Below are 26,222 nucleotides of genomic sequence, written 5' to 3' on the forward strand. Positions count from 1 at the left end.
CTTCGCTTTCGATCTACCAGACCGGTCTGGCATCAGTGTCGGCGCCATGCTCAACCCGTTCGAACCGGTCACGATCGCGGGTCCAGAGGGCGAACAGACACTGACCAGACCCTTGCGACTCGGAGCGACACTCAGTGCGTTTCCGGCGCGTTCGGCACTGATTGTTGATGAACAGACGTCGCTGACGATATTCATGCCGAACCTGGCAGTCAGTTCCGTCTCCGATGATGACGTCCTGCACTCGGCCAATCGCTTTGCCATCGAGACACCGCTGGGATGGGAAATCATCGCAGCACGGGATGTGACCTTGGTCGGCGCGCACGAATATGCGCTCTCGCATTTGCTGCGGGGGCTGGACGGGACGGACATTTATCAGGCAGACCCGCTGGCCTCTGGAGCTCGTATCCTCTGGCTTGGATCCGGCGTGGAGACGCTTGCGCTCTCCGCCGATTGGAGAGGGACATCGGTGACCGTGACAGGCATGACCCAGAGTCGGGCCGCGCAGGCGACGGATCTGATCTGGCAGGACCTTGCCGGTGTGCCGCTTCATCCTGTCCATGCGACATGGGATTCCCAGCGACTGAGCTGGATTGGTCGCGACCGCGCATTCACCGGATGGGAAAGCGATGCCGATCATCTTCGTTACCGGGTCCGGCTGTACCGCGGTGAAACGATCGAAACGGTCGACACGACCCAGACTTTCATCGAAACGAGCGAATTCGACAGGGCTGAGATCGTCCAGCTCGGACCGGATGGCCGGGAAAGTCTTATGCCGGAGACGTTGAATGTAGGCGGCGCGTGACTAAATAGTCGCCTATGGCGGCGAAGAATCCATATGACCTGCTTGGTGTAGCGAAAACGGCGACGGATAAGGAAATCCGGTCAGCATATCGCAAACTCGCCAAGAAACTGCACCCGGACGTCAATCCGGACGATGCGGCATCGGCTGAGCGCTTCAAGGAAGTGACGGCGGCGTATAATCTATTGTCGAACGAAGAGTTGCGCAAACAGTATGATAGCGGCGCTATCGACGAACAGGGACAGCAACGCAATCCGTTCGCCGGTGCAGGCGGTTTCGGACAGCGTGGTCAAGGTCCCGGCTATAATACGGGTTTTGGCGGGTTCGAAGGGTTCGGTGCCAGAGGTGGGTCAGGCGGCGGCAGAATGGGTCAGGATGATATGTCCGACCTGTTCGGGTCACTATTCGGTATGAATACGGGGCCGTTCTCCGGTGGCATGCGAGGCGGTATGAACCGGCCACCTGTGCGCCGGAAGGGTGCAGACATTCAATACACAGTCAATCTGTCCTTGCCTGAGTCTCTGAGAGGCGGATTACGGCAGCTTCCATCCGGCACGAAAGTCCGCATTCCCGCCGGTATTCGGGACGGGCAGAGCCTGCGCGTCCGCGGGAAAGGCGAACCAGGAACGGGCGGCGGACCGGCCGGTGACGCCAAGGTCAGGATCAGTGTCCGACCGCATCCCAATCTTGCGCGAGACGGCGATGACCTTCATCTCCGCCTGCCGATCAGTCTGGGCGAGGCTTTGCGCGGCGGTTCGGTCCGGATCGACATGCCTAGCGGTGCGGTCAGTCTGAAAATTAAACCGGGCTCCAATACCGGGCAGAAGATGCGCCTGAAAGGGAAGGGCGCGACGGGAAAGAACAAGGTGCGCGGGAATCTGATTGTCGAACTGGTCATCATGTTGACAGAGGCTGAACTGGCGCAGGCAGACGATACCAAGCAACAGATAGGCGATGAAAATGGTGCTGTATTGCGTCAGGGATTGATCGGAAACTAAACGCACTATTCAGTCTTCGTTCAGAGGACCGAACATAGAAGGGCTGAAATGCGACACATGCTTGTCATATCCACCGCGCTTCTCAGCGGCTTTCTGGCGACTCCGGCTTTGGCGGCGGCACCAGCCAGCTTGCCGATCAGCCCGTCTGTTCTGGCAGCAGAGACGGCCCCTTCGGTTGAACAGGTCGCACAGCGGCAGATCTCGGCGCGCGAAGCGCGGGCCATCGCGCTTGCCCGTGTGCCTGGCGGCGAAGTCGTCGATATCCGTCGGACCCGGGATACTTACCGCGTACGCATCATTGCCCGCGATGGCCGCGTCGTCGATATCGTGGTTGACGCGAATACGGGTCGCATCCGATAGGTCCATTCGAAGCCTTATGATGTTTCACCAATCCGTGCGGAGCCCCCATGCGCATTCTTGTCGTTGAAGATGATCCCGATCTGTCCCGCCAGCTTAAGCAGGTGCTGAAAGAGCAAGGCTATGCCGTCGATGTCGCCAGTGACGGCGTCGAAGGCCATTTCCTGGGCGATACGGAACCCTATGACGCTGTCGTTCTCGACCTGGGTCTGCCCCAGATCGATGGGGTTTCGATCCTGCAGAAATGGCGCGCGGATGAGCGCAAAATGCCTGTCCTGATCCTGACGGCGCGCGACCAGTGGAGCGAGAAAGTCGCTGGGTTCGATGCGGGCGCAGACGATTACCTCACCAAACCCTTCCATACGGAAGAGCTGCTGGCCCGTCTGCGCGCCCTGTTGCGCCGGGCTGCTGGACACACCACGGATACGATCGAGATCGGGGATCTGGTTGTCGATAACCGCGCGGCGCGCGCTTTCGTGAACGGCATGGGTATCAAGCTGACTAGCCATGAGTTCCGTCTGCTGGCCTATATGGCGGCCCATAAAGGACGGGTGATCTCCCGGACTGAAATGGTCGAGCATATTTACGATCAGGATTTTGACCGCGACAGCAATACGATCGAAGTCTTTATCGGTCGCCTGCGCAAGAAGATCGGCACGGACCGGATCGAAACAGTGCGCGGCCTTGGCTATCGTCTGATCGACCCCGAGGCACCGGATACGGCATAAGTCCATGGTTGGAGACGTTCCGAACCCTTCGCTCGTCTCCCGTCTGGTCCGCGCGGCGTTGCTGTGGACGGTCCCGGCGCTCATTACGGCGCTTGTGCTGCTCACCTGGTTCTACCGCAATACGGTCTACCAGTCCTTTGACGATCCGCTGGATTCTGCCGTCACGGCGCTGATCGCCTCTGTCGAAGTCACAGAGACAGGACAGCTTTCGCTGACGCGCGAACCGATCGATCCACGCTATCAGCAGGCCTTGTCGGGGCGTTACTGGATGATTGGGCAACCACGTGAAGAAGGGCGTGTCGTACCCTTACTGGCATCCCGCTCTCTCTACGGCGAAACGCTGATTGTCAGTGACAGAGCCCGCACAGCTTTGTCCGAAGCGTCTGGCGAAGCGGTTCGCTTTGCCAGTGATGGCCAGAACGGCTCGGAGCCACTTCGCATTGTCGGGCGCGAGGTTCGGCTGCCGGGCATGAATGACCCTGTTATCGCCATGGCCGGCGCGGACCGCCGCCCGGCCACCCGTTCCATTCAGCGCTTCGCAGTCATCGCCTTGATCGTGCTGGGGCTTCTCAGCGCAGGCCTGCTGGCGGCGATCTATGCGCAGGTCCGCTTGGGGCTTAGGCCGCTCTTTACGCTCGCCGAGCGCGTCGCCGCCGTCCGCGAAGGGCAGACGACGCGGGTGGAAGGGCGCTACCCGGCCGAGATTGCCGGTGTCGCGGAAGAACTGAACTCCCTGATCGCCCATAACCGCAATGTGGTGGAGCGAGCTCAGACCCATGTCGGCAACCTTGCGCATGGGCTGAAAACGCCGATCGCCGTGCTGCAGAACGAAGCCAGTCTGGGATCATCCGTCGATCCCGGTGTCGTGAAACGCCAGACGGACGCCATGTCGGCACAGGTCGACCATCATCTGCGCCGCGCGCGCGCTGCGGCCCGCGGGCAGGCGATCGGTCTGTCGAGCGACGTCGATAGCGTGATCAGCGCAATGGCGCGGACTTTGCCCCGTATACATCGCGACAAGGATCTGGTGATCGATGTCGATGGTGATGCCGGTCTGCGATTTCGCGGCGACAAGCGCGATCTGGAGGACATGGTTGGCAATCTGATGGATAATGCGGCGAAATGGACAGATGGCCGGATCGATGTGATGCGCGGCTGCGACGAAAGCAGCCTGCAGATTATCATCGAGGATAGCGGTCCGGGCATTCCTGAAACCGCTATTGAGACGGCCCTGAAACGCGGCGCAAGGCTTGACGAAGCCACGCCGGGCTCAGGCCTGGGCCTGTCGATTGTTGATGATCTGGCCGAAGCCTATGGCGGTTCGCTCAGCCTGTCTCGCAGTCAACTTGGCGGGTTGCGGGCCGCCTTGACCCTGCCGCGCGCCCAGAAAGATCGGTCGTGAACGACAGACCGATTGCACTGGAAGACAGAGATCGGGACGGGGATCGCCTGTTTTCGCCGAGCGCAGGCCGGAACAAGGCTGTCATTGCGGCGCGCCTGTCGGACTGGCTGCCTGATGCGGCCACGGTTCTGGAGGTCGGCTCGGGTACGGGTGAACACGGCGCCGCGCTTGGCGATCTGCGAACGGATGTGATCTGGCAATATAGCGATCCTGATCCGGCCTCACGCCGGAGCCAGAACGCGTGGGCGCATGAGGGGTGGCCAGCCGCGTTGGCATTGGATCTGACGCAGTCGGACTGGTGGCAGGATCTTGGCCGCTATGATGCGGTCTTTTCAGCCAACATGATCCATATCGCACCGATCGAGGCTGCCCATGGACTGGCCCAAGGGGCTTCAGAATGCAGCGATATGGTCATCCTTTACGGACCGTTTCTATTCGGCGAGGCGAGCGCGCCGTCCAATCTGGACTTCGATGCCTCGCTCAAACGCCGTGATCCGCGCTGGGGTGTCAGGGATTTGCAGCTTGTTAAGTATATCTTTGAAGATGTCGGCTTTAGTCGGCTCGAAAGCTTCGACATGCCGCGCAACAATCATCTTGTGAGGCTGTCCAGGCGCTGAGCGAGGAGCCTGCCGTGCGTGCCGCCCTGATGACTGCCAGTCTGGTTCTGTTCGCCGCTCCGGCGATGGCCCAGACCGTTCCCACGATCGATATCAAGCGTCCTGCTCAGCAGGAACCCTATCAGCCACTTCGCGACGGGGCTCAAGCCACGCAGCCGACGCATATAGCGGGCCTACCACCAACGATCATGCAGACGCCGATTGCCGCCCTGCCGTCGATTGCCGATCTGGTCGAGCGCGTCAGCCAGTCGACCGTCAACATCATCGTGACCACCGCGACAGGTCAGACATTGTCCGAAGGGCAGGGGTCCGGCTTCGTTATTTCGCCAGACCGTGAAGTGGTCACCAACTACCATGTGATTGAAGGCGGTCAGACGATCGAAATCGAATTCAATGATGGCCGTCGTTACCCGGCGGAAATCATCGGGACGGACGAGGAAACGGATATTGCGCTGCTGACCTTCGCGACGAGCGAGCCGATCCCGCATGTCTCGTTTCATCAGGGCAATGCGACCCGCATCGGCGACTGGGTTGTTGCGATCGGTAATCCGTTCGGGATCGGGCAATCGACATCGCTCGGCGTCGTCTCCGCCATCGGTCGCGCGCGCGTGGATAGTGGGTCCTTCGTCGATTACATCCAGACGGACGCCACCATCAATCGTGGCAATAGTGGGGGTCCGCTCTTCAACCTTCAGGGCGATGTCATCGGCGTCAATTCAGCGATCTATTCTCCGACCGGCGCGTCTGTCGGGATTGCCTTTGTCATCCCGCATCAGACTGCCGAGGAGGTCGTTCAGGCCCTTCGCACCGATGGTCGTGTGCGCCGGGGTTATATGGGCGCCGGTTTGCGTGACGCCGTGTTCGAGATGGATGGGCTGCCAGGCATTTTCAAATCCGGAGCGCTGGTCAACAATCTTGTCCCGGGCAGTCCGGCTGCTGTCTATGGTCTGCAAATCGACGACGTCATCCTGCGCATCAACGACACGCCCGTTCGCAACTCCGTCGAGGCGACACGCGCCATCGGCGAGCTGGACCCCGGCGATGTCGCCACGTTGATTTATGAACGCGGCAAGAAAACCTATTCCATCGACGTATCCATCGGCGAGCGTCCGACCAAAGCGGAAGTCCAGCGTGACGCGGCCATCAGTCAGGGCCTGCCACCACCCGCCCCGAAAACCGCACCCCATGCGCGGATCGATATTGATACAGGCGTGCATGTGCTCGACATTTCGGATGAGTTCCGCAGCGCCATCGGCATGCGTCTGGACCAGTCAGGGATTTATGTTGAAAGTGTGGAGTTGTCGTCCGAGGCAGAGGCGGCGGGTTTCGAAATCGGCATGGTCCTGCTCTATGCGGACGGCAAACCAATTGCCGACGTTGATAGTTGGAAGTCGATGATCCTAAACGCCAAGCTCGACAAAAAACGCAGCCTGCAGATCCGCCTGCGACCCAAGAATGGCGGTGAGACGACATTGAGGTTGCCACTCTAACCAGTTTGTCATGCAGAAAGGCCGAACCTTACGGAATGGTCGTTATCTTTTCCTAATATCTGTCTATAGAAACATGGACAGAGCATTACGGAGAAAAACCGATGAAGATTCTGGTTGTCGAAGACGACGAAGTCGCAGCGGAATATGTCAAAAAGGGCCTGAGCGAAGCCGGTCATGTCGTCGATCTAGCGGCAGATGGTGATATGGCCCTCGAAATGGCCCGGGCCGCTGATTATGACGCGCTGATCCTGGATCGCATGCTGCCCAAACGTGACGGTCTGGAAGTGCTGACTGATCTGCGCGAAGACGGCGACGCCACGCCCGTCCTGATCCTGTCCGCTCTGGGTGAAACAGATCATAAGGTCGAAGGCTTGCGGGCGGGCGGCGACGATTATCTGGCCAAGCCCTACTCCTTTACGGAGCTTCTGGCCCGGGTCGAAGCTATCGGCAGACGCTCCGATCCGACGGCGGCTGTCACCAAGCTGAAGGTTGGCGATCTGGAAATGGATTTGCTGGCCCGAACCGTGCGCCGGGCCGGACAGAAGGTTCTGTTGCAGCCACGAGAGTTTCGTCTGCTGGAATGCCTGATGCGTAATGCGGGTCGGGTCGTGACGCGCACCATGCTGCTGGAAAAAGTTTGGGACTATCATTTCGACCCCCAGACCAATGTTATCGACGTCCACATTTCGCGTCTGCGCGGGAAGATCGACAAGGAATTCGATACGCCCTTGCTGCATACGGTGCGTGGTGCCGGCTACCGACTCCAGCCCTGATCTGCGTCTGATCAGCCTTGCCGGCCGGCACCAAATCCAAGGATGTTCAACCGCTCGGTGATCTGGCCGAGACGCTTGGTCGGCTGCTCAAAAATACGGTGTTCCGGCTGGCCTTGGTCGGGGCGCTTCTGTTTGGTGGGTCGCTGCTGGTCGCGCAGTTGATTGTCTATGACCAGATCGTGTCCTCTGAACAGCGACGTCTCGAAGCCGGTCTTCGGGACGACCTGACGGAACTGGAACGGCTTTTTGCGCGTGGCGGCGAAAACGCGTTGCAAGCGGCGCAGCGCAACGGTGTCATTCCGGCAGATGCGACCGAGCAAACTCCGATCGTGCGGGACGTTTATGATGGTGGGGCGCGTGAAACCCTCTCCCGTGTGGTGACGCTCCGCGATGTTTCCCCCGACATCTATTCCATGTTCGTTTTCAAGGGGGCCGCTGTTGGTAAACTCGTTACCGAGGAAATTCAGCGTCTGGGGATCAACGCTCCGGAACTGTCAGAGTTCGACTCCCGCAATCTGATCTGGGAACAGGCTATCGCCGCTGTCGAGAACCCCGATACGGGTGAGGTCGAGGAGCGCCGCATCGTCGCGGTCGGTCATGCGATCTGGGAAGACGATGTGCGTGTCGGCATGCTCTTTGTCGGGCGTGATATCGAAAACATCATGCGCACGGGGGAGCGCATGCGACGGGCCATGACAACGTCCTCGCTGATTGCGCTGATTATGGGTATTTTCTCCTCCATCTTCGTCGCGCGCCGCTTTGCGCGTCGTGTCGACGGGTTGAACAAGCTCGCGACCGATGTGCAGGCCGGGCATCTGGATCGGCGTGCGCCGCGCACCTATTCTGAAGATGAGATGGATCGGCTGGCAGAGCATTTGAACGGCATGCTCGATCATATCGACCGGTTGATGCAGGCCATGCGCTATGCGGGCAACTCGGTCGCGCATGATCTGCGCACGCCGCTGACGCGCCTGCGCACCCGGCTGGAAACGGCGGCTGTCGAGGCCGGCGACAGTCCCGAAGCCGATGTTTTGTTTGCAGCGGCGGGCGACGCGGACCAGTTGCTCGGCACGTTCGACTCCGTGCTGCGGATCGCCCGGCTCGAAGCCGGCGAGCGCCGCGAACTGCTCAAGCCGCTCGATCCGAAACCCATTCTGGACGATCTGGCCGAACTCTATGAACCCGCCTGCGAAGATGCCGGGCTACGTTTTACCCATGATATTGCTGACGGGCTGAATATCATGGCGGATCGGGGGCTGCTTTCGCAGGCCGTGTCCAATCTGGTCGAAAATGCCATCAAATATGCGGGCGGTGGCGGGGGGTCGCGCATTTACCTGTCTGCCACCAAAGGTCAGAAAGGACGTGTGCGGATCGCGGTTGCTGATGATGGTCCGGGCATTCCCATGTTCGACCGGGAACGGGTTAAGGAACGTTTCGTCCGGCTGGATAAAAGCCGTACCCTACCAGGCTCGGGTCTGGGGCTGGCCTTGGTCGATGCGGTTGCCGAACTGCATCAGGCCGAATTTACGATGGATGACGGGCTCGGATCGCAGGCCGTAATGGACGGGGACGAAGATGACGCCGGGCGTCCGGGATTGAAAGTTTCGTTGATCTTCCCGCGGGTCAGATCGCCCCGGAAATCTGACAGCCCGGCACCCAAGGACGGTTCGACTTAAACAGGCGCGGAGCTGATGGGCTGCTGCGCGGGTGCGGCTGGGTCCATTGGTGGGTTCATGGCGGGCTGGGGCAGCGGTGCAGCCGGGGCCGTATCGCCTTGACCGAGAACATTGGCGATATCCTGCGCCAGACGCGTAATCTCGTCGCCAACTTCTCTGTCTTCGGTCACAGCCTCCTTGACGATCGGCTCGTTCGGCAAAGTGAAGGTCACGGTCGTACCTTCGCCCAACTTCGAGGCGATGCTGAAGTTGCCGCCATGCAGTTCGACCAGCGATTTGGACAGGGCCAGACCAAGTCCGGTGCCTTCGTGCTGGCGTGAATGCTGGCTGTCGATTTGCTCGAATGGCTGTGCGAGACGGGCAATATCCTCTTCGGAAATGCCGATACCGGTGTCGGTGACGTGAATGATTACGCCTGTCGCCTTGGCGTCGACGGTTATCGTGACCGTGCCGCCTTCGGGCGTAAATTTGATCGCATTAGTCGCCAAGTTCAGCAGTACCTGCTTGACGGCGCGCGGGTCGGCCTGAATGTCGTGCGCGTCGATATCTTCATGGATCAGCTTAAGGCGATTTTCGTCGGCGCGCCCCCGGACGATCCGCATGACCTGCGTGATCATGTCAGAGATGGACAGGGTTTCCACGTTCAATGTCATCTTACCGGCTTCAATCTTCGACATGTCCAGAATGTCGTTGATCAGGCTGAGCAGATGCTGTCCGGAGAATAGAATGTCGGCAATATATTCGCGGTAGCGCGGATCGCCGAGCGGGCCGAACATTTCCTTTTTCATGATGTCGGAAAAGCCGTTAATGGCATTGAGGGGCGTGCGGAGCTCGTGGCTCATATTCGCCAGGAACTCGGATTTGGACTGGCTGGCTTCTTCGGCGCGGATTTTCTCCTGCTCGTAATTCTCCGCCAGTTCGACAATCCGCGTCTGGGATTCACGCAGAATGTTGATGGTCGATTGCAGGCGGTCGCGATTGGCTTCGAGTTCCGACTCGCGCGAGCGAATGGCCGTGACGTCCGTCCCGATCGAAACACGGCCGCCATCGACGGTTTCCGTTTCCAGGTAGCGCAGCCAGCGCCCGTCATTGAGCTTGATCTCCCGTCCGGTTCCATCCGCCAATTCCTGCACCGTTTCGACAACCTGATTGGAATAATGTTCGACGACGGCGTAATCCATGCCGACCTGCAAATTGCCGTTCTGGAAGCCGAAAAAGTCCTCGAACTTGCGGTTCCACAGCACGAGCCGATCCATTTGGTCCCAGATCACGAAACTGTCGTTCATGGACCGCAGTGCATCGAACAGGCGCGCTTCGGCGGCCTTCAGACGCACTTGCGTGCCCCGCGCCTCGGTCACATCCAGTGCCATGCCGATGATGACTTTGGCGCGGTCGCTGCCACGGGTCGACGGAACGCCGCGGCAGGACACAAAAAGCGGAAGCTGCGCGAGAGCCAGATCGAGATCGAAGGCACCCGTCACATGGGCGCGCCGTATCGTATTATAGAGCCTGTCGCGATCAGCCGGTTCGAACAACCCCAGGAACTGCGGCAGAGAAATGGTGGCATCGCACTCTTCCATACCGATCAGCTTGGCCAGAGACGCGCTGACGAAAGCGGTGTTGCGCGACAGGTCGATCTCCCAGATTCCGCCGCCCGATCCATCCATGGCCGCGCGAAAACGCTGCCGGGCGATTTCCTCTTCCATATTCTGGGTCCGCATGATTTTCAGCTGGCTGGACAGGCGACTGATCAACATCCAGCCGAGCCACAGAATGCCGGCCACGAGCAATCCAAACATGATGATATTCTGGGCCAGGAAGCCGGGCATGGAGCGGTCTTGCCGATCGAGCAGCAGCATGGAGCCACCTGACTTCGGAACTGGAACGGCACCGAGCCAGACGGGCACTTCACCGGCGCGTGTCTGCAGGAGCTCGGGTTGATCCAGCTGTGCAAACCGCGCCATGTTGGCAGGGGTCAGTTCGAAATGCGAATAGGCTCCGGCGCGTCCAATGGCGGGCGGCGCATCGATGATCCGTCCATTCGACAGAACCAGCGCAGTTTCCGGATTTCGGGTCCCGATCAGAGCGCCCGGATTGAGCGCAGCCAGAAGGTAGAGGTCTTGTGCGCGCTGCACGATGACTGGTGTGGTCTCACCCGTTTCGGGTTGGATCAGCGAGGCGATCCGCGTCTGACCGTCGCCAATTCCGGCCAAGTCGATCTGGGCCAGGGCGGGACCAGCCCCGTCCGTTTCGGCCAGGATCTGGTTCTGTCCGTTCAGGACGGCGATCCCGCGCACAGCGTCATTCTGGCGTGCCAGAGGTGCGATCAGGGACGGGTCGCGCGTGACCGACAGCGCCAACGACATGACGGCGGTCTGTGCATCGATGGTGCGAGATACGCTGCGGGCGCGGGCCGTCAGGTCCGTCGTAAAGGTTTCGATCACAGCACTATTATGCTGGCGATAATCGCTCATCGTCTTGGTTGTGAAGAGCACCGCGATCAGGATCAGGAAGGCCAAGCCGGCCAGAACGGGCCGCTTGATGTCATCTCCGGCAAGACGGCCTGACAGCCCCCGCTTCCTGGTCGTGTCCGCTGTTTCCAAAGAAACGGGGTTCTCCGGCGGCAGAGGCGGTGTCTGGCGTGCGGACGGCACGTAGGCAGGCCCGCGCGCAGCGGGCTGTTGAAGCTGCGGCGAACTCTGGAGGGCACTCTGAGGCGCACCTGGCGGTGTTCGCATGGGCGGCGCGCCCGCAGCATGAGGAAAAGGAGGCTGCGCAGGCTGTTGCGTTGCTGGCGGCTGATAGGACTGCGTCGGAGGGTAGGCGGGCTGGAACAGGGGTTGCGTCGGTGCAACCTGTGTGGGCGCGCTTGGATATGGCTGGGGCTGAGCGTGTGACTGAGGCTGAGCGTGTGACTGAGGCTGATTCTGGTGTTGCGTCGCTATCTGAGGCTGGGCGTAGGCTTGCGGCGGATTTGGCGCTTGGGCGGGTGCTGATTGCGGAACATATTCGACAGGCCCGGGTGCGGGCTGAGCCACGGCTTGCACCACGGGTTGGGGTCCTGCTTGAGGACCAGCGCTCGCATCCGGAGCCGCATAGGCTGGTGCGTAGGGTTCGCTACCCGGTGCAGGTACAGGATATGTGCGGTTGGCCGCCATGTTCGGTCTTTCCGGCCTCCCCCTTCCGAATCACCCTTAAAGGGGTAACGGGCAGCATCCGGACTGTCGAACCAAATTAGGGTTAACAGTGTGGTAACACGTGCAAAATTTGCAGCTTTTATCGGCCTTTACCGACCGGAACGGGCTAGGCGATCCGGGTTTCTGGCTCGGGCTTGCCCAGCGCGTAGCCTTGCGCCGCATCGATACCCAGCCGGCTCACGAAATCGAGCAACTCCTTGGTCTCGATTCCTTCTGCGATGAATTTGACGTCCAAGGGCTCGCGCAAGGTCAGCAAGGCCTTCAATATGGCCCGGTCCCGCGCATTCTCATAGGCGGCGACGACGAACTGACCGTCGATCTTGAGCCAGTTGGCGGGCAGGGCGCGTAGATAACGGATCGATGCCGCGCCTGCGCCGACATCGTCGAGACAAACAGGATGGCCGCGCTGTTTCAATTCCGTGATCAGGCTTTCGGCGAGATCGAGCCGGTCCATGTCCCAGCTTTCCGTCAGCTCGATTACCAACTGCGACGGTGATGCTTCGAGGGCCGTTAAGCAGGCCATGACGGACGGTTTGAAGGTTTCCCGGTCAACGGACGCGCCGGACAGGTTGATGGCAATTCCAGCCCCGTCCGGATCCTTGTTCAGGACAAGTATGGCCTGTGCGAGCATGGACAGATCCAGATCGCGAATGACACCCGAAATTTCGGCAGGGCGCAGAACGCCCTCCGTTCCCTGACCTTCAAACCGGACCAGCCATTCATAATGATGGATGTGACCATCCGCCAGATCGATGATCGGCTGGCGCATGACGGTATAGCGCTGTTCGGATACGTGTTCACGGAAACCGGCCGCCGTCAGGACGTTTGTCAGGACATTCATGGCCAACGCCTTAGCGGCGAGGCGCTAAGATGGAGTGAACGCAAGCCTGTCAGGCGCCGCGCATCCGCTGCGCGATTTCAAGCACGTTCTTGCTGGGTCGGGTCGCGATGATCCTGTCCAGCTGATCGCGGATCAGTTGCTGGCGTTTGGCGTCCAGCTTGCGCCAGATTTCGAACGCCCCCAGCAGGCGAGCGGCTACGGACGGATTGCGCCCATCCATATCCAGCACCTGATCGGCGAAGAAGCGATAACCCGACCCGTCCAGCCGGTGGAAGAGGCGAACATTGCCCATGGCAAACCCGCCGACAAGGGCGCGCACCCGGTTCGGGTTGCTGCGTTCATAGGTCGGTGTTTCCGCCAGACGGATGATGGCATGAATGCCGTCCGCGTGGTGTCGCATGGCTTGCACCGAATAGTATTTATCGAGGACGAGCGGCTGATCCTTCCACTTCTCGAAGAAGCTCTCCATCGAACTTTCAACCCGTTGTCCGCCCAGTCGCGACAGGGTGATCAGTGCGCCGATCTCATCTGTCATATTGGTGGCGTCGTCCAGTTGCTGCGCGGCGAGTGATGCCGCCAGCGGATCGAACCGCGCCGCCAGCAGGGACAGGCAACGACCTTTCAAGGCGCGACGCCCTGCCGAAGCGGCGTCCGGCGAAAACGGCCCGCTATCCTTCATGGCTGCATAGGTCTGCAAGAGATCGTTCCGCAGCCCGTCCGCGACGGCGCGGGCGAGCCAGTCCCCGGCCTCGCTGACGGCGATGGGGTCAATTGGCGCAGCCGCCATGAGAACTTCCATTCCGGTCGGCTGGGTCAGGACCAAGGCCTTGAACGCATCATCGAAACTGTCATCGCGCAAGGTCTTGCCGAGTGCGCCGAAAAATGCGCCCAGCGCCGGGTCTGGTTCCGGCATCGTGCCGGATTCCAGAGCGCGGGCACAATCGACCAGCAGACGTCTCGCCAGAGTTTGGCCCGCCTCCCAGCGATTGAACGCATCGGGATCCTGTCCCATCAGGCGGATCAGATCCTCCGTCGTGGCATCGGAACGCAGAATTGCCGGTGCGGAGAAACCCTGCATGATGGACAGCGAATGCGGCACGTCGAAACGTGGATAGGAAACGGTTTGCGTATCCGTGGTCATGACAGTCAGCTGCGGATCCATCAGCGGGCCGTCATCGCCGATCGCCTGCCAGCGGATCGGGATCATCAGAGGCGCCTTGTCGGCCTGCCCCGGGGTCGGCGGCGTCATCTGTGAAAAGCTCACGACCTGACTGATGACGGGACTGGTCGGGGTCTGGTGCCGTTCGACCGTCAGCCGCGGCGTTCCGGCCTGATGGTACCATTGCATGAAGGGATGCATGTCTTCGCCGGACGCCGCCTCGAAACAGGCGATGAACTGTTCGACCGTGGCCGCGGTCCCATCGAGTTGGTCGAAATAGATGTCGCAGCCTTTGCGGAAGGTCGCGTCGCCGAGCCATGTCTTGAGCATGCGGATCAGCTCCGCACCCTTTTCGTAAATGGTGGCCGTGTAGAAATTGTCGATCTTCAGATATTCCGTCGGACGCACAGGATGGGCCAAGGGGCCATTATCTTCGGCGAACTGTCGCGCGCGAAGGGCCCGGACGTCCTTGATGCGCTGAACCGCAGCGCCGCGCTGGTCGGCGGAAAATTCCTGATCGCGAAAGACGGTAAAGCCTTCTTTCAGGCAGAGCTGGAACCAGTCGCGGCAAGTGATGCGGTTGCCGGTCCAGTTATGGAAGTATTCGTGCGCGACAACGCTCTCAATCCGTTCGAAATTCAGATCGGTCGCTGTCTGCGCATCAGCCAGCAGTAGCGAGGAGTTGAAGATATTTAGCCCCTTATTCTCCATCGCGCCGAAATTGAAATCGCGAACGGCGACGATCATGAACCGGTCGAGATCATATTCGCGACCAAAGGCGCGCTCGTCCCACGCCATCGACCGTTTCAGACTGTCCATGGCGTAGGCGGCCTTGGGCGCGTCGCCGGGATCGACATAGATTTCGAGCGGAATGGTGCGCCCGTTCATGGTGATGAAACTGTCATCCAGCCGATCGAACTCACCCGCGACCAGCGCGAAAAGATAGCAGGGTTTAGGGAAGGGGTCGTGCCAGATCGCGTAATGCCGCCCGCCGTCAATATCGCCTGCTTCGATCATGTTGCCATTGGCCAGCAGGGTCGGATAGGCGGCCTTGTCGGCATCGATTAGAACCGTGAACTCGCTCATCACATCCGGTCTGTCGGGATAGTAGGTGATGCGGCGAAAGCCCTCCGCTTCGCATTGCGTGCAGAACCGTCCACCCGACACATACAGGCCCATCAAGGTCGTATTGGCACTGGGATCGCAGCGCGTCGTGATGTTCAGGGCGAACTGATCAGGAACGTCATCGAGGATAAGCTGGGTCTGCGTGACCCGGTATGCCGTTCGTTTCAGTAGCCGTCCGTCGATTTCGACCGAGACGAGATCGATATTCTCGCCGTCCAGGACGAGCGGTCCCGGTGCGGTCCGGGTCAGGCTCAGCAGGGACCGGACGGTAGTCTGTCTGGGATCAAGCCTGAAGTCGAAGCGTGACTCCGACAGGTCGAAATTAAATGGCGTATAATCTTCCAGCCGGGTCGGCTTGGGGGCAGCATCGGTTTTCATGGGCAGGATATGCGTGAGGATGGGCGATGCTGCAATGTTGTGGGCGAAGATAATCGCGCGCACTTGATGTAATCTGGTTTAAGTTTCTGTTTTTATGCAGTTTCTTTGGAACGTTAATGCGTGGCAGCCATTGATTAGGCAAGACGAGCACAAAGCTCGCCGCGATGACAATAGTGCGCCTGACCAGATTGAAGTTTCACCACTTCTAACCTGTGTGCCGCGGTCGAACTCCAAATATAGGAGACACCATGTCAAACTTAAACGAAAAGAAAATTCTCATTATTGCTGCTGACGGATTTCAGCAGGAGGAATTCTTCGAACCGCTCGAATATATGCGCGATCAAGGCGCAGACGTTCATGTCGCTTCGATGAAGACCGAGCCGATCAAGGCCGATAGCGAGGAGCAACGCGAATATACGCCGGAACTGACCTTTGGCGACGTCAATGTCGCCGATTATGACGGTCTGATCATTCCAGGCGGTCTGAAAAACCCCGACACGCTGCGTCAGCAGGATGATGCTGTCCGGATTGTCCGTGAGTTTGCCGAAGCTGGTAAAACGATCGGTGCGATCTGCCATGGGCCGTGGTTGCTCGCAGAGGCCGATGTAATCGAAGGTCGGGAGCTGACCTCATATCCGTCGATTCAGACAGATATGCGTAACGCCGGTGGCCGCTGGACGGATAGCGAAACTGTGACCGACAACGGTTTCGTGACCAGCCGTAAACCGGCCGACATTCCCGCCTTTAACCGGAAGTTGGTCGAAGAAATCAATGAAGGCCGTCACGAACGAACCTTCACGAGAGATTTCAGGCAGCGCGAGATCAAACGCGCCGCATAAGCAATCCGCTCGATAGGGCTGACAGGTCAGATGTAATAAGCTGAAACCATCAGTCGAGAAAGCCGCTTCCATCCTTGCGATGGAGCGGCTTTTTTCTTGCCTCAACCCGGTGTGATTGGAATGTGAGCCTCATCGCCGCTAGGACCCCGCCATGACGAGGATTTCTCCATGACACAAACACTCTCTGACTACACACCTGCCAAGGTCTGGACCTGGGATAAGGAAAGCGGTGGGCGCTTTGCTAATATCAACCGTCCGGTCAGCGGGGCGACCCACGACAAGGACCGCCCTGTTGGGCAACACCCGTTCCAGCTGTATTCACTCGGAACGCCCAACGGCGTCAAAGTGACGATCATGCTCGAAGAGTTGCTCGAGGCGGGCGTTAGCGATGCCGAATATGATGCCTGGCTGATCAATATCGGGGAGGGCGATCAGTTCTCATCCGGTTTCGTCGCAGTCAATCCGAACAGCAAGATCCCCGCCTTGATGGATCACTCCGAGGACCCGCCTGTGCGTATCTTCGAATCCGGGGCGATCCTGACTTATCTCGCCGAGAAGTTCGACCGGTTTCTGCCGACGGAGCGGGCGGCGCGCGCGGAATGTCTGTCCTGGTTGTTCTGGCAGGTCGGCAGCGCGCCCTATCTGGGTGGCGGGTTCGGACATTTCTACGCCTATGCGCCGATGAAGATCGAATATGCCATCGACCGGTTTGCGATGGAGACCAAACGCCAGATGGATGTATTGGACAAACGTCTTGCCGAGCATGAATTCATCGCCGGAGATACTCTGACGATCGCTGACTTCGCCATTTACCCCTGGTATGGAGGAATGGCGCGCGGCATCCTCTATGATGCCGCCGAGTTCCTGCAGGTTGAAAGCTATGAACATGTTCTGCGCTGGGCGAAGCAGCTCGCGGAACGTCCGGCCTTCCGCCGCGGCCAGCTCGTCAACCGGACTTGGGACGATAAGGGTCTTGCCGAGCGTCACAGTGCGGCAGACTTTGATGGGAAGCTTTAGGCGATAATCACTCTTGGATAATCGGCCTCCATTGAAAAACCCGGCTCCAAGGCCGGGTTTTTTGTCACGATCTATAAAACGGATCAGGCGGCTTCGAGCCAGTCTTCGGCTTCAGCCAGTTCGACGATCCCGAAACTGTCCACTTCCATCTGCGGTAGCGCTGTCCCTTCGATCTTGGCGGTCGAACGAAGAAATGGGCTGTCTGTCACGACGGCGCACTTCTCGCAGCTGTCGAGCCCGCGCATGATATTGGCAAGCGACAGGAAGGTCCGCCGGACCGATCCCAGATCAGGGAAGTTCATTTTTGGAATTTCCAGATAGAGCTGATAGTCGTCCTGCCCCTCGCCGAGTTCATCGAACCAACTCATGGCGGTCTCGATTTCTTCTGTAGTCGCAGGGCCCGTCACGTTCAGCCGGACGAGCGGGTCTTCAAATTTGGCGTTCAGGTTGGCGGTGTTCAAATCATTCATAAAGGGGGTTGGTCTCCTGTGGTTAGACAGGACCAACGAGACACACCGGGTCTTGTTCCGAAAAACTCCCAAAATTGTTAACTCTCAACCTCCCGATCAGTTCCCTCCATTGAGAGCGCCGAAATTATCGAACATTCGATGACGGCGTTTAACGCGTCCGTAAGGCCGCTCGCCTATGAGCGGGCAATTCCATGCGCCCGACGGCGTGTGAGCGATCCTTAAGGAGACCCCCATGTACCGAACTCAGTTCCGCCTTGCCGTCACGGCATCCGTGTGCGCCCTGCTGAGCACAGCTTGCGTATCGATGCCCGGTGTCGGTGTCGGCGTGACGGCCGGCACGACTGGTGTCGCTGCCGAAGTCAAGGCCAACCCCTTGCCAACGGGTCGGCTGCTGCTGCGCGGTGCCTATAATTTTGCAGAGTTTTCCGGCGAAATCGAGAGTGACGGCATCGAGTATGAGGGTGATTTCACTCTTTCCAATGCCGGTGCATTTGCCGACTTCGCCCCGTTCGGTGGCCCGTTCTACCTGTCCGGCGGTGCTTATATCGGCAAGAAGGAAGCCGATCTGGTTGCGACCCCAGCCAATAATGTCGTCATCGGCGGCACGACGTTCACACCCGCCCAAGTCGGCTCTCTGCTCGGAACGGCGGAATTCAATGATGTCGCGCCCTATGCCGGCATCGCGTTTGACAATTTTGCCCGCAGTATTGGCGGTTGGTCGTTCAATGCGCGCGCCGGCGTGATGTTCGTTGGCTCAGCCGACGTCAATCTCGTCTCAGCCAACGGATTGCTGAGCTCCGACCCGGCCCTGCTGACAGAGCTGCGCGAAGAGATCGAGTTGATCGAAGAAGACGCGGAGGACTATAAATATTTCCCGGTCGTGACTTTGGGTATCACGCGCCGCTTCTAGCGCCCGCACGCAGTCTTGATGAAAAGCCCCGGACGGAAATCCGGGGCTTTTTTGTCGCTAGAAAGCTGTCTGCCAACCCAGTGTCAGGGCGGAGTCCGTTTCCAGCTGCGGGCCGTTCAGGTCACGGTGGAGCGGCACGCCATATTCGATCGCCAGCCGGTGACCTTTGAGCGCGCCTGTCTGCCCAGCCAGATTGACTCCGAAGAGGAGCGCAACCGTATCACCGCCGAAATTATCCGGATCCGCTGTCTGAACCGGGGCCATGATGGCGGGATCCATACCAGAGATGTCGCCCTGCGTGACGGCTTTCAGCCGCGTTGAAAACGACACCCAGTAATCGGGCTCGTATGACAGCCAGGCCGTGCCTTCGATGCGGCTGCCACGCTTATAGCCCTCTTCATTATTGCCCAGCGGAAGCCGGGTCGCGGCTTGCGCACCAAAACCGATCCTGCCGCGCCGATCAAAGGCGGTGACGGCGGATTTCAGGTCCCAGGTCCCGGTACCCAGCTGCATCGGATAGGGCAATCGCGGGCTCGGCGTTCCGCCCATGGGAGTCAGAATCTGATCCGTCTCTTCATTCGATCCGGTCGGAATGGACAGGCCGACATTAAGATTGATCTGACGCTCTGGGCGTGTGCCGTCATCCAGTCCGATGATGGCCGCGACACTGGAATCACCGAAGCCTTCGGATTGTGTCGTGAACCCACCCCGGATCATGGTGCCCATTCCGCCCATGAAGGTCAGATGGTCCATGTCATTGGACAGATAGTGCGTCATCGCCATCAGCGTGACGCGGTCCGACAGGCCGTACATGCCGCCGACCATATGCATGTCCATGGTCATTTGCGTCGGCACAACCCGCAAGGTTGGAGGCTGCATCGGATTGCCGAAAAAGCGGTTGGGAACTGACGTGGCGATGGTTTGCGCATTGATCGGGTTCGTGCCGTCGCGATTGCCGGACATGTCCATCGTCATGAAGCGGTAGGACAGCATCCATTCGCCCTGTTTGTGGCGATGGTCGGCCATGACGCCGATCGGGGCATGCCCGGATGCATGGGGTCCGTCGCTACCATCTTCATGGGCGACGGCAGGGGTCGTCAGGGCGGTTGCCAGCATGGCAGCCCCGCACAAAGTTGCGTGTTTCATGGTGTAAAAGTCTTTCGTTTGAACAGGAGGGTGAGCCGTCATGGCTCAGTCAGGAGGTTCAAACGAGAATGGGTGGTGCGCGGGTGCCGCAGGGCGGTCCACGCACTCTATGCATGCTGACGCGGGCAGATGCGGGATGCTGATGGGCGGCAAGCGAAAAGGCTGGACGCAGGTCGCCTGAATGCAGAGACTGAAGAATGGCTACGCCCGGCACGACGCAGCGCTCGCAGTCCGGCATGGGTTCGGGCGCTTCGCTCTGGCCCAGCGTTTCCAGCAGGGCGGCCATCTGGGCCTGTGCCGAAGCAGTCAGCGCCTGACCGGACGGGTTACAGATCAGCGACGATAAGGGTGTGCCGTTGGCAGCGGCCCGCGCTTGCGCCAGCGGCATGACCGCTTGCAGAAAGACTGCCAAAATGGCGACTAGCCGGACGATATGCAGACTCACGCGCATGAACAGCGCGCCATTAGACGGATCACCGAACCGAAGAAACCGCAACGGTCACATTATTGATTCAGATGTGAAAGATTTGGACAGCACGATCGCGACTGATCAGCGTTCGAATTCGCGCATATCCGAATAGGCTTCCTGCCAGCTCGGGCGCGCCTGCAATCGCTTGGCGTAAGCGCGTAGCGCGCCTTTGCGGCCGATCCCGTAGGATCGCATCCAGCCGAGATTCTGCGCCATGATGCAATCGGCGGCGGTGAAAGTGTTGCCGCAGATCCAGTCATGCCGGGACAGTCTCGCCTCCAGTTGCGGAAGAACTTCACGCTCCAGCTTGTCCATATTGAACTGAACCGTGGCCTCGCTGCGGACGGCTTTGGGAAACAGATCCCGGTGTAGGCGGATATTCCACAAGATCGTATCTAGATGGGACGCGTTGAAGGCCACCATCTGCAGCACATCTCCGCGCGCGACAGGATCGCTGATCGGGGGAATAAGTTCGGCATGCGGATGCAGATCGGCCAGATGAATGATCATGGCCCCGCTTTCCAGTAATGTCTGTTCCGAGCCGTCCGAATAGCGAAGCTGCAGGACAGGGACGGCATGGTTCGGGTTGATCGCCATGAAGGCCGGACTCAAGCCTTCGCCTCGCACGACGTCCACGCGTCTCACCTCATGCGGAATGTCGAGCTCGATCAGCAGCATCCGGACCCGCGCGGAACGGGATAGTGGATAGTGATAGAGCGTCGCCTGGTCGATGGGAGATGATTGTGTCATGCTGGGATCATAGGCTAGCAGGACGGCGATGGAACATCTCTTTTCCTATGGCACGCTACAGCTCCCAGCCGTGCAGCGTGACACGTTCGGCGAGACGGTCGCGGGCCGGGCGGATGCGCTGGTCGGCTATCGTCGCGACATGATCGAAATCACCGACCCTGACGTTCTGGCGCTCAGCGGCGAATGTTTTCACCCCGTCGTGCACAGAACGGATGACCCTGATGACCGGGTTGCCGGCATGGTGTTCGCGCTTACGGCTGAACAGCTCGCTCGCGCCGACGCCTATGAGGTCGACGATTATGTGCGCGCCCGCGTCACCCTCGCCAGCGGCCAGCAAGCCTGGCTTTATGTAGCGCGTCAGGCTTGAGTACGGATCGCGGATCGGGGCTAGTGATTCATGCTTCCCATGCCGTGCCCCATATTGACGATGTCCGGTTCTTCCTGAGTTCCGGGCTGTGTGCCTGACAGACGGTAACCATTGGCGAGATTGCCGTCATGGCAGTCTAGTTCGCCCTTGATGCAGACATCCAGAACGGCTTGCAGCGCTTCAGGGTGCCATGCGTTGAACCAGTCCCCATGCAGTGACATTCCACCGGGCGTGGCTTGGTTGACGTCATACATGTCCGACGCGATCCGCCATCCCCGACTGGATTGCGTGACGGGATCATAAACGTCGGGTGTCACACCGAATGCATAATGGAAACTGACCCGTATGATTGGTTCGGGATGTTCAGTCGGGCACATGGTCATGCCGTCATTGGTCGTGATCGGATAGGCCAGATGACTTTTATGATCATCGGAGTCGAGGTTCACGCCGTCCCAGCAACTTGGGAAAAACACATCCATACGCAAACGGTCCGGCGCCTGGCACTCAGGGATTGACGTACTCCAGCGGGGATTGGTGGCGTCACTCGATTCCCAGGACTGGCAATGCCAGCGAACAATCGATGTATCCTGCTCCATGCCGGGCATGGCAGCGCCATTCCCCGCAATCATCTTCAAGCCTAGCGGGATAGGTTGAATAGACTCAAGGTCGTCGACACCGGCAGAGTAATAGAAAATCTCATGCGCCACATCATCATTGCCTACGACGGCTGACACGACCTGCCATGCCGGATCCCCATTATCGTCCAGCAGGCGTGCTTCGGTCTGCTGATTATAGGACGGAGCAAGCAGAGCCGGTATCCAGTATGCGGAGCGGTTGAGTTCATCGCCCTGACAGCTCGATTGCCCCGTCGTAAATAATGACTCCAGCGTACTCGTTTCATCCAGCAACATGTTGCCGTAGAAACGGTGCAGGTGAGCTGCGTTATCCTGATCCGGGAAAACGATCGGATCGTCATAGCTGGAATGGGCAAAGTCGCAGTTGATCCGCAAAATTCCGCGCCAGCTGTTCGGCTCCACTCTGTTCGGCTGCACCGTCGTCCGGATCAGGTTCTCGTCGATCTCGGCGTCATTATGGTCACCGAAAATACTGCTGACGGTCCAATCATGACGGGTAATTTCTCTGACGCTGCCATCAGCCCCGATCGCCCGGATGGAAAGTTGATGATCGCCAACAGAAATCGGCATGACTGTGTAAGGGCTCTGACAGTTGGCAAACTCGCCGCCATCAAGGCTACATTCGAAGCCTGTTGCATCCTGTGAGGTGAAGTCAAACCGGGCAAATGGCATCTTTGTGACCGCGTCCGGGGCTGCTGTGAGTTCCACCGGTCGACCGTCAATGACCTCAATAATAACCGTGTCCGTGGCTGTCGCGCCTTGATTGTCAGTGACCTGAAGGCGAAATTCAAGCGATTGGGTCGTATCGGCTGACGGAGCCGTAAAGGTAGCGATTGCAGTCGAGCCGTCCGTGAGTGTGACCGTCGGGCCTGATAGTTGCGACCAAGCCCAGCTTGCCACCGTGCCGTCGCTATCGCTGCCTGATCCTGACAGGGTCACGGTTGCGTTTTCCAGAACCTGTTGATCGGCTCCTGCATTGGCCACAGGCGCAATATTGCTGATCACAACAGGGGACTGAACGGACGGGGTCGTTGATCCACCACCGCCGCACGCCTGAAGCGCTAAGGCGGTCGTCGCCATCAATAATAGGGTGAAGCGGTTTGTGCCTGCACGTTGGTGTAGCATGATTGTCCCCTGGTAAGCTGGTCTATGCTGGGTCCAACGGACGCCTCCGGCCTTTCCTGTGCTGAAAAGTCTTTGCTTACCGAGATTTCATTCAGCGCATCACTTTGCGCGGGGGAGAGACCAGCCGAAATGGATGGCGCAGGCGCGGATGGCGAAGGCGAGGCTGGAGCCAATCAGCGTCGAGATTTCGAAGGACAGGCCGGATTGCTGCGCCAGTCCGTAGCCGAGCCCACCGAGCAGCGCGGCAGTGGCGTAAATATCCTGTTTCAGCAGCAGGGGTTCGCGATTGGCGACGATGTCGCGCAGCAGCCCGCCTGCCGAAGCCGTCACGCCGCCCATGATCACGGCGATCGTGATGCCGTGGCCAAGGTCGATCGCCTTGGCCGCACCGGCTACGGCAAACAGGGACAGGCCGACTGCATCAGCCCAGCGTAAGGGTTTGAAATCCTCGACCGAGTTGGCGAACAGATAGGACAGGATGGCCCCGATCAGGACCATCAGCAAAGACCAACCATCCGTCAGCCAGAAGACCGGTGCATCCAGAATGAGGTCGCGAAGCGTTCCGCCGCCCAAAGCTGGCAGAAATGACAGGACCAGAATGCCGAGCCAGTCCATCTTGGCCCGCACGGCGACGATCCCGCCCGAAATGGCAAAGACCAGCACGCCAACCCGGTCGAGAAGGGTCAGGACGAAATCAAGGCTTAGCGGGTCCAGGGTCATGCTTCCCATTGCCGCGACCCTTCTGCGCGATCAAGCCTGTGCGTAAAGCCCACAGGGCCACTCAACGGGGCGTTGCACTCGCGTGAGAGCTCGTCTAGCCGGGTGGTTGGGGCCGATGGGGGAGTCTGGATGATGCGTGTGGTCAGAACCTTGCTGCGCGGCCTTACCCTGTGCCTGCCTCTGATCTGTGTGCCTGTTGCAGCGGCCCAGCAGGTTGAGGATTATATCAATATCCGGCCGCGACCGAATTGGGTCGTGCCTGTACCCACGCCCGACTATGACCGGTCCGCCGATAGCGGACGGGACGCGGTGTTCGCGCTGACGGATTTTCAGAACCGTTTCGGGTTGAACACGGATGAATACTCCACCCGCTACGTCGTCGATCTGCTTACACCTGCGGCTGTCGAGGAGGAGGGAACGATTAGCCGTGACTTCGATCCGTCCTATCAGACGATGGAGCTGCACCATGTCCGCATCATTCGCGATGGTCGCTCGATCAATGCCATCGATCTGTCCGAGGCGATGATTTTCCGTACGGAGACTGACCGCGATCAGATGATCTTCAATGGGACGCTGACCTTCTCGATGCCAGTCCTGGATCTCCGGGTCGGCGACCGGCTGGATGTGTCCTATACTACGCGCGGGCGTAATCCCGCGATCGGGTCGGGATTTTTGACGCGGCGCGTGTTCGGCACGACTGGCGAGGTCAAGCGCCGCTTCATGCGGGTCCTGATCGCCGATGACCAGCCTGTCCATACGCAGGTTCATAATGGTGCGCCTGAACCGGAGCGCAGCCAAATTGACGGCTGGACCGTCTTTGAATGGGATGCGCCCGATCCGCAGGCTCCGGATTATGACACGGATACGCCGGACTGGACCTTCCGCGCCCCGACATACGAGATTTCCAACTTTGCCAGCTGGTCGGAGGTCGGCAATCTGTTTTCAGATTATTACGCACTGACCGCGGACGACCGCAAAGCTGTCGCGCCTATTGTGGCGGAGATCGCGTCCGCCCACACTGATCCGAAGGCACGGGCCCGAGCGGCACTGGACTGGGTTCAGAATAACATCCGCTACGTCGCGCTGGCTTACGGCGAGGGCGGTTTCATTCCCCGTCGCACCGAACGGGTGCTGCGGCGTCGGTTCGGCGACTGCAAGGATGTGACGCTGTTACTGCTCACCCTGCTGGACGGGCTGGGCGTGTCGGCGGACCCCATTCTGGTCAATCTCGATGAGCGTGGCGGCGAATTCAAGGGGCTCGCCAATCCCTATGCGTTCGATCACATCAAGGTTCTGGCCGAGATCGACGGCAAACTCTATCCGATGGACGCAACCCGCGATCCGCAGTTTGGAACGCTCGACATGATGGAGCGGGGCGGTGTGGAGTTCGGCCTGCGGCTGGTCGCCGGAAAGGCCGCGATTACGCGGCTGCCGCCCAACGACTATCCCTATCGCGAGCGCGTGACCGAGCGTTTTGACGCTGTCTCGGAAGAAAACGCCATTCTCTACACGCTGACTGTCGAGGAACGCGGCGGGGAGGCCGATGCCACGGCGAGCTGGTTGGCCAGCGACGGCGAGGCGAGCGTCATGGACAACTATGTCGATTATCTGGATGACCTGTTTCCCACTCTGGAAGTGGCAGACCCCATGACGGTAACGATCGAACCCGACCGCGCTTACACGTCGCTTCAGTTCGCGTTTCGTATTCCGTTCGAGCAGGGCGGCGAGTCCGTGACGATCAATACACGCGCTTGGCAGCTCTTATCGCGTGTGCCGGGCTTTGAAGGCGGCAGCCGGACCTTGCCGTTTGCGCTGAGCCACCCGCGCAATGTGCAGCATATTCGCGACTATGTGTCTGCGAGCAGTAACGGTTTCGAAGTGCAATCCCGCACGATCGAAAATGACGCCTTCCGGTTCACACTTAGCGATACGGTGGAGCCCGGCCTGTTCCGGGAGGATTATCGCTGGGTCACGAAACAGGACTTCATCGCCGCCGACGCCTTTGTGGACACCATGTCGGAGATCGATGACGTGCGGGATGCAAGTTTTTCCAAAATCACCCTCTTACTGACGGATGCTGAGGCCACGCCGCCGCCTGAAGGCTCGTCCAGCGGTGCAGGGCGAGTGCTGTTCTGGCTCTATCTGATCCTGTTCCCGGCGGGTGTCGGCTTCTTGTTATGGCGCGAACGACGGCGGCGGCGCGCGGAGGGTGAGGCCACACGCTGATCTGGCGC

The 26,222-nt window shown here is 59.5% G+C and carries 23 protein-coding genes; 14 read left to right on the forward strand and 9 right to left on the reverse strand.

The window, feature by feature from the left end:
* The first annotated feature begins 46 nt into the window (after nt 1-46).
* The 9 genes from AB6B39_RS06545 to AB6B39_RS06585 all read left to right on the forward strand — a co-directional run bounded on the left by AB6B39_RS06545 (nt 47) and on the right by AB6B39_RS06585 (nt 8,840).
* The gene (locus tag AB6B39_RS06545) at nt 47-802 is read left to right on the forward strand and encodes a hypothetical protein (RefSeq protein WP_284369498.1); all 756 of its coding nucleotides are present in this window, start codon (nt 47-49) and stop codon (nt 800-802) included.
* 14 nt (nt 803-816) lie between these two features.
* Entirely contained in the window at nt 817-1,797 is a 981-nt protein-coding gene (locus AB6B39_RS06550) for a DnaJ C-terminal domain-containing protein (protein WP_284369497.1), read from the forward strand.
* A 48-nt stretch (nt 1,798-1,845) separates the two neighbouring features.
* Nucleotides 1,846-2,157 (forward strand): PepSY domain-containing protein, encoded by a 312-nt coding sequence (locus tag AB6B39_RS06555; protein WP_284369494.1) that lies wholly within the window; start codon nt 1,846-1,848, stop codon nt 2,155-2,157.
* Between the two features lie 47 nt (nt 2,158-2,204).
* A complete protein-coding gene (locus tag AB6B39_RS06560) occupies nt 2,205-2,882 on the forward strand; it encodes a response regulator transcription factor (RefSeq protein ID WP_284369492.1) in 678 nt (225 codons plus the stop codon).
* A 4-nt stretch (nt 2,883-2,886) separates the two neighbouring features.
* On the forward strand, nt 2,887-4,284 hold the full coding sequence (locus AB6B39_RS06565; RefSeq protein ID WP_284369490.1) for a sensor histidine kinase: 1,398 nt from the start codon (nt 2,887-2,889) through the stop codon (nt 4,282-4,284).
* Nucleotides 4,281-4,901, forward strand: a complete 621-nt coding sequence (locus AB6B39_RS06570; protein ID WP_284369488.1) for a DUF938 domain-containing protein — start codon at nt 4,281-4,283, stop codon at nt 4,899-4,901. The genes AB6B39_RS06565 and AB6B39_RS06570 overlap by 4 nt, the downstream gene beginning before the upstream one ends.
* A 14-nt stretch (nt 4,902-4,915) precedes the next feature.
* Complete coding sequence (locus AB6B39_RS06575; protein ID WP_284369486.1) at nt 4,916-6,391, forward strand: trypsin-like peptidase domain-containing protein; 1,476 nt, start codon at nt 4,916-4,918, stop codon at nt 6,389-6,391.
* A gap of 101 nt (nt 6,392-6,492) precedes the next feature.
* Nucleotides 6,493-7,164: a response regulator transcription factor gene (locus AB6B39_RS06580; protein WP_284369484.1), complete on the forward strand. Its 672-nt coding sequence runs from the start codon at nt 6,493-6,495 to the stop codon at nt 7,162-7,164.
* Nucleotides 7,165-7,181: 17 nt separating this feature from the next.
* Entirely contained in the window at nt 7,182-8,840 is a 1,659-nt protein-coding gene (locus AB6B39_RS06585) for an ATP-binding protein (RefSeq protein WP_371398725.1), read from the forward strand.
* Here the strand turns inward: AB6B39_RS06585 and AB6B39_RS06590 are convergent.
* The 3 genes from AB6B39_RS06590 to pepN form a co-directional block, all read right to left on the reverse strand.
* The gene (locus AB6B39_RS06590) at nt 8,837-11,578 is read right to left on the reverse strand and encodes a PAS domain-containing sensor histidine kinase (protein WP_284369479.1); all 2,742 of its coding nucleotides are present in this window, start codon (nt 11,576-11,578) and stop codon (nt 8,837-8,839) included. The two genes, AB6B39_RS06585 and AB6B39_RS06590, sit on opposite strands and share 4 nt — an antisense overlap.
* Nucleotides 11,579-12,143: 565 nt before the next feature.
* Entirely contained in the window at nt 12,144-12,878 is a 735-nt protein-coding gene (locus tag AB6B39_RS06595) for an EAL domain-containing protein (RefSeq protein ID WP_284369477.1), read from the reverse strand.
* A 49-nt stretch (nt 12,879-12,927) separates the two neighbouring features.
* On the reverse strand, nt 12,928-15,540 hold the full coding sequence (gene pepN, locus AB6B39_RS06600) for an aminopeptidase N (RefSeq protein WP_371398726.1): 2,613 nt from the start codon (nt 15,538-15,540) through the stop codon (nt 12,928-12,930).
* Nucleotides 15,541-15,788: 248 nt separating this feature from the next.
* Here pepN and AB6B39_RS06605 point away from each other — a divergent pair, with 248 nt between their 5' ends.
* Both AB6B39_RS06605 and yghU read left to right on the forward strand, forming a co-directional pair.
* Entirely contained in the window at nt 15,789-16,379 is a 591-nt protein-coding gene (locus AB6B39_RS06605; RefSeq protein WP_284369473.1) for a type 1 glutamine amidotransferase domain-containing protein, read from the forward strand.
* 168 nt (nt 16,380-16,547) lie between these two features.
* A complete protein-coding gene (gene yghU, locus AB6B39_RS06610) occupies nt 16,548-17,396 on the forward strand; it encodes a glutathione-dependent disulfide-bond oxidoreductase (protein ID WP_284369472.1) in 849 nt (282 codons plus the stop codon).
* Nucleotides 17,397-17,479: 83 nt separating this feature from the next.
* Here yghU and AB6B39_RS06615 read toward each other — a convergent pair whose 3' ends face one another.
* Nucleotides 17,480-17,866 (reverse strand): STAS/SEC14 domain-containing protein, encoded by a 387-nt coding sequence (locus tag AB6B39_RS06615; RefSeq protein WP_284369470.1) that lies wholly within the window; start codon nt 17,864-17,866, stop codon nt 17,480-17,482.
* A 232-nt stretch (nt 17,867-18,098) separates the two neighbouring features.
* Here AB6B39_RS06615 and AB6B39_RS06620 point away from each other — a divergent pair, with 232 nt between their 5' ends.
* Entirely contained in the window at nt 18,099-18,776 is a 678-nt protein-coding gene (locus tag AB6B39_RS06620; protein ID WP_371398727.1) for a hypothetical protein, read from the forward strand.
* A gap of 57 nt (nt 18,777-18,833) precedes the next feature.
* Here AB6B39_RS06620 and AB6B39_RS06625 read toward each other — a convergent pair whose 3' ends face one another.
* The 3 genes from AB6B39_RS06625 to AB6B39_RS06635 all read right to left on the reverse strand — a co-directional run bounded on the left by AB6B39_RS06625 (nt 18,834) and on the right by AB6B39_RS06635 (nt 21,141).
* Nucleotides 18,834-19,922: a hypothetical protein gene (locus AB6B39_RS06625; protein WP_284369466.1), complete on the reverse strand. Its 1,089-nt coding sequence runs from the start codon at nt 19,920-19,922 to the stop codon at nt 18,834-18,836.
* Between the two features lie 58 nt (nt 19,923-19,980).
* Nucleotides 19,981-20,373 (reverse strand): hypothetical protein, encoded by a 393-nt coding sequence (locus AB6B39_RS06630; RefSeq protein ID WP_284369464.1) that lies wholly within the window; start codon nt 20,371-20,373, stop codon nt 19,981-19,983.
* Between the two features lie 99 nt (nt 20,374-20,472).
* Nucleotides 20,473-21,141, reverse strand: coding sequence for a glutathione S-transferase family protein (locus tag AB6B39_RS06635; protein WP_284369462.1), 669 nt, complete (start codon nt 21,139-21,141; stop codon nt 20,473-20,475).
* A 28-nt stretch (nt 21,142-21,169) separates the two neighbouring features.
* Here AB6B39_RS06635 and AB6B39_RS06640 point away from each other — a divergent pair, with 28 nt between their 5' ends.
* Nucleotides 21,170-21,508, forward strand: coding sequence for a gamma-glutamylcyclotransferase family protein (locus AB6B39_RS06640; RefSeq protein ID WP_284369460.1), 339 nt, complete (start codon nt 21,170-21,172; stop codon nt 21,506-21,508).
* Nucleotides 21,509-21,528: 20 nt separating this feature from the next.
* On the opposite strand, the gene AB6B39_RS06645 is transcribed toward AB6B39_RS06640, so the two are convergent.
* The gene (locus tag AB6B39_RS06645) at nt 21,529-23,268 is read right to left on the reverse strand and encodes a DUF1996 domain-containing protein (RefSeq protein WP_284369459.1); all 1,740 of its coding nucleotides are present in this window, start codon (nt 23,266-23,268) and stop codon (nt 21,529-21,531) included.
* Nucleotides 23,269-23,367: 99 nt separating this feature from the next.
* Nucleotides 23,368-23,997 carry a trimeric intracellular cation channel family protein gene (locus AB6B39_RS06650; RefSeq protein WP_284369458.1) on the reverse strand — a complete coding sequence of 210 codons (630 nt, stop codon included), beginning with the start codon at nt 23,995-23,997 and terminating at the stop codon, nt 23,368-23,370.
* 120 nt (nt 23,998-24,117) lie between these two features.
* On the opposite strand from AB6B39_RS06650, the gene AB6B39_RS06655 reads away from it, so the two are divergent.
* Nucleotides 24,118-26,214, forward strand: a complete 2,097-nt coding sequence (locus AB6B39_RS06655) for a DUF3857 domain-containing protein (RefSeq protein WP_284369457.1) — start codon at nt 24,118-24,120, stop codon at nt 26,212-26,214.
* Nucleotides 26,215-26,222: the final 8 nt, after the last annotated feature.

The sequence above is a fragment of the Algimonas porphyrae genome (assembly GCF_041429795.1).
In the GTDB taxonomy this organism is placed as follows: Bacteria; Pseudomonadota; Alphaproteobacteria; order Caulobacterales; family Maricaulaceae; genus Litorimonas; species Litorimonas porphyrae.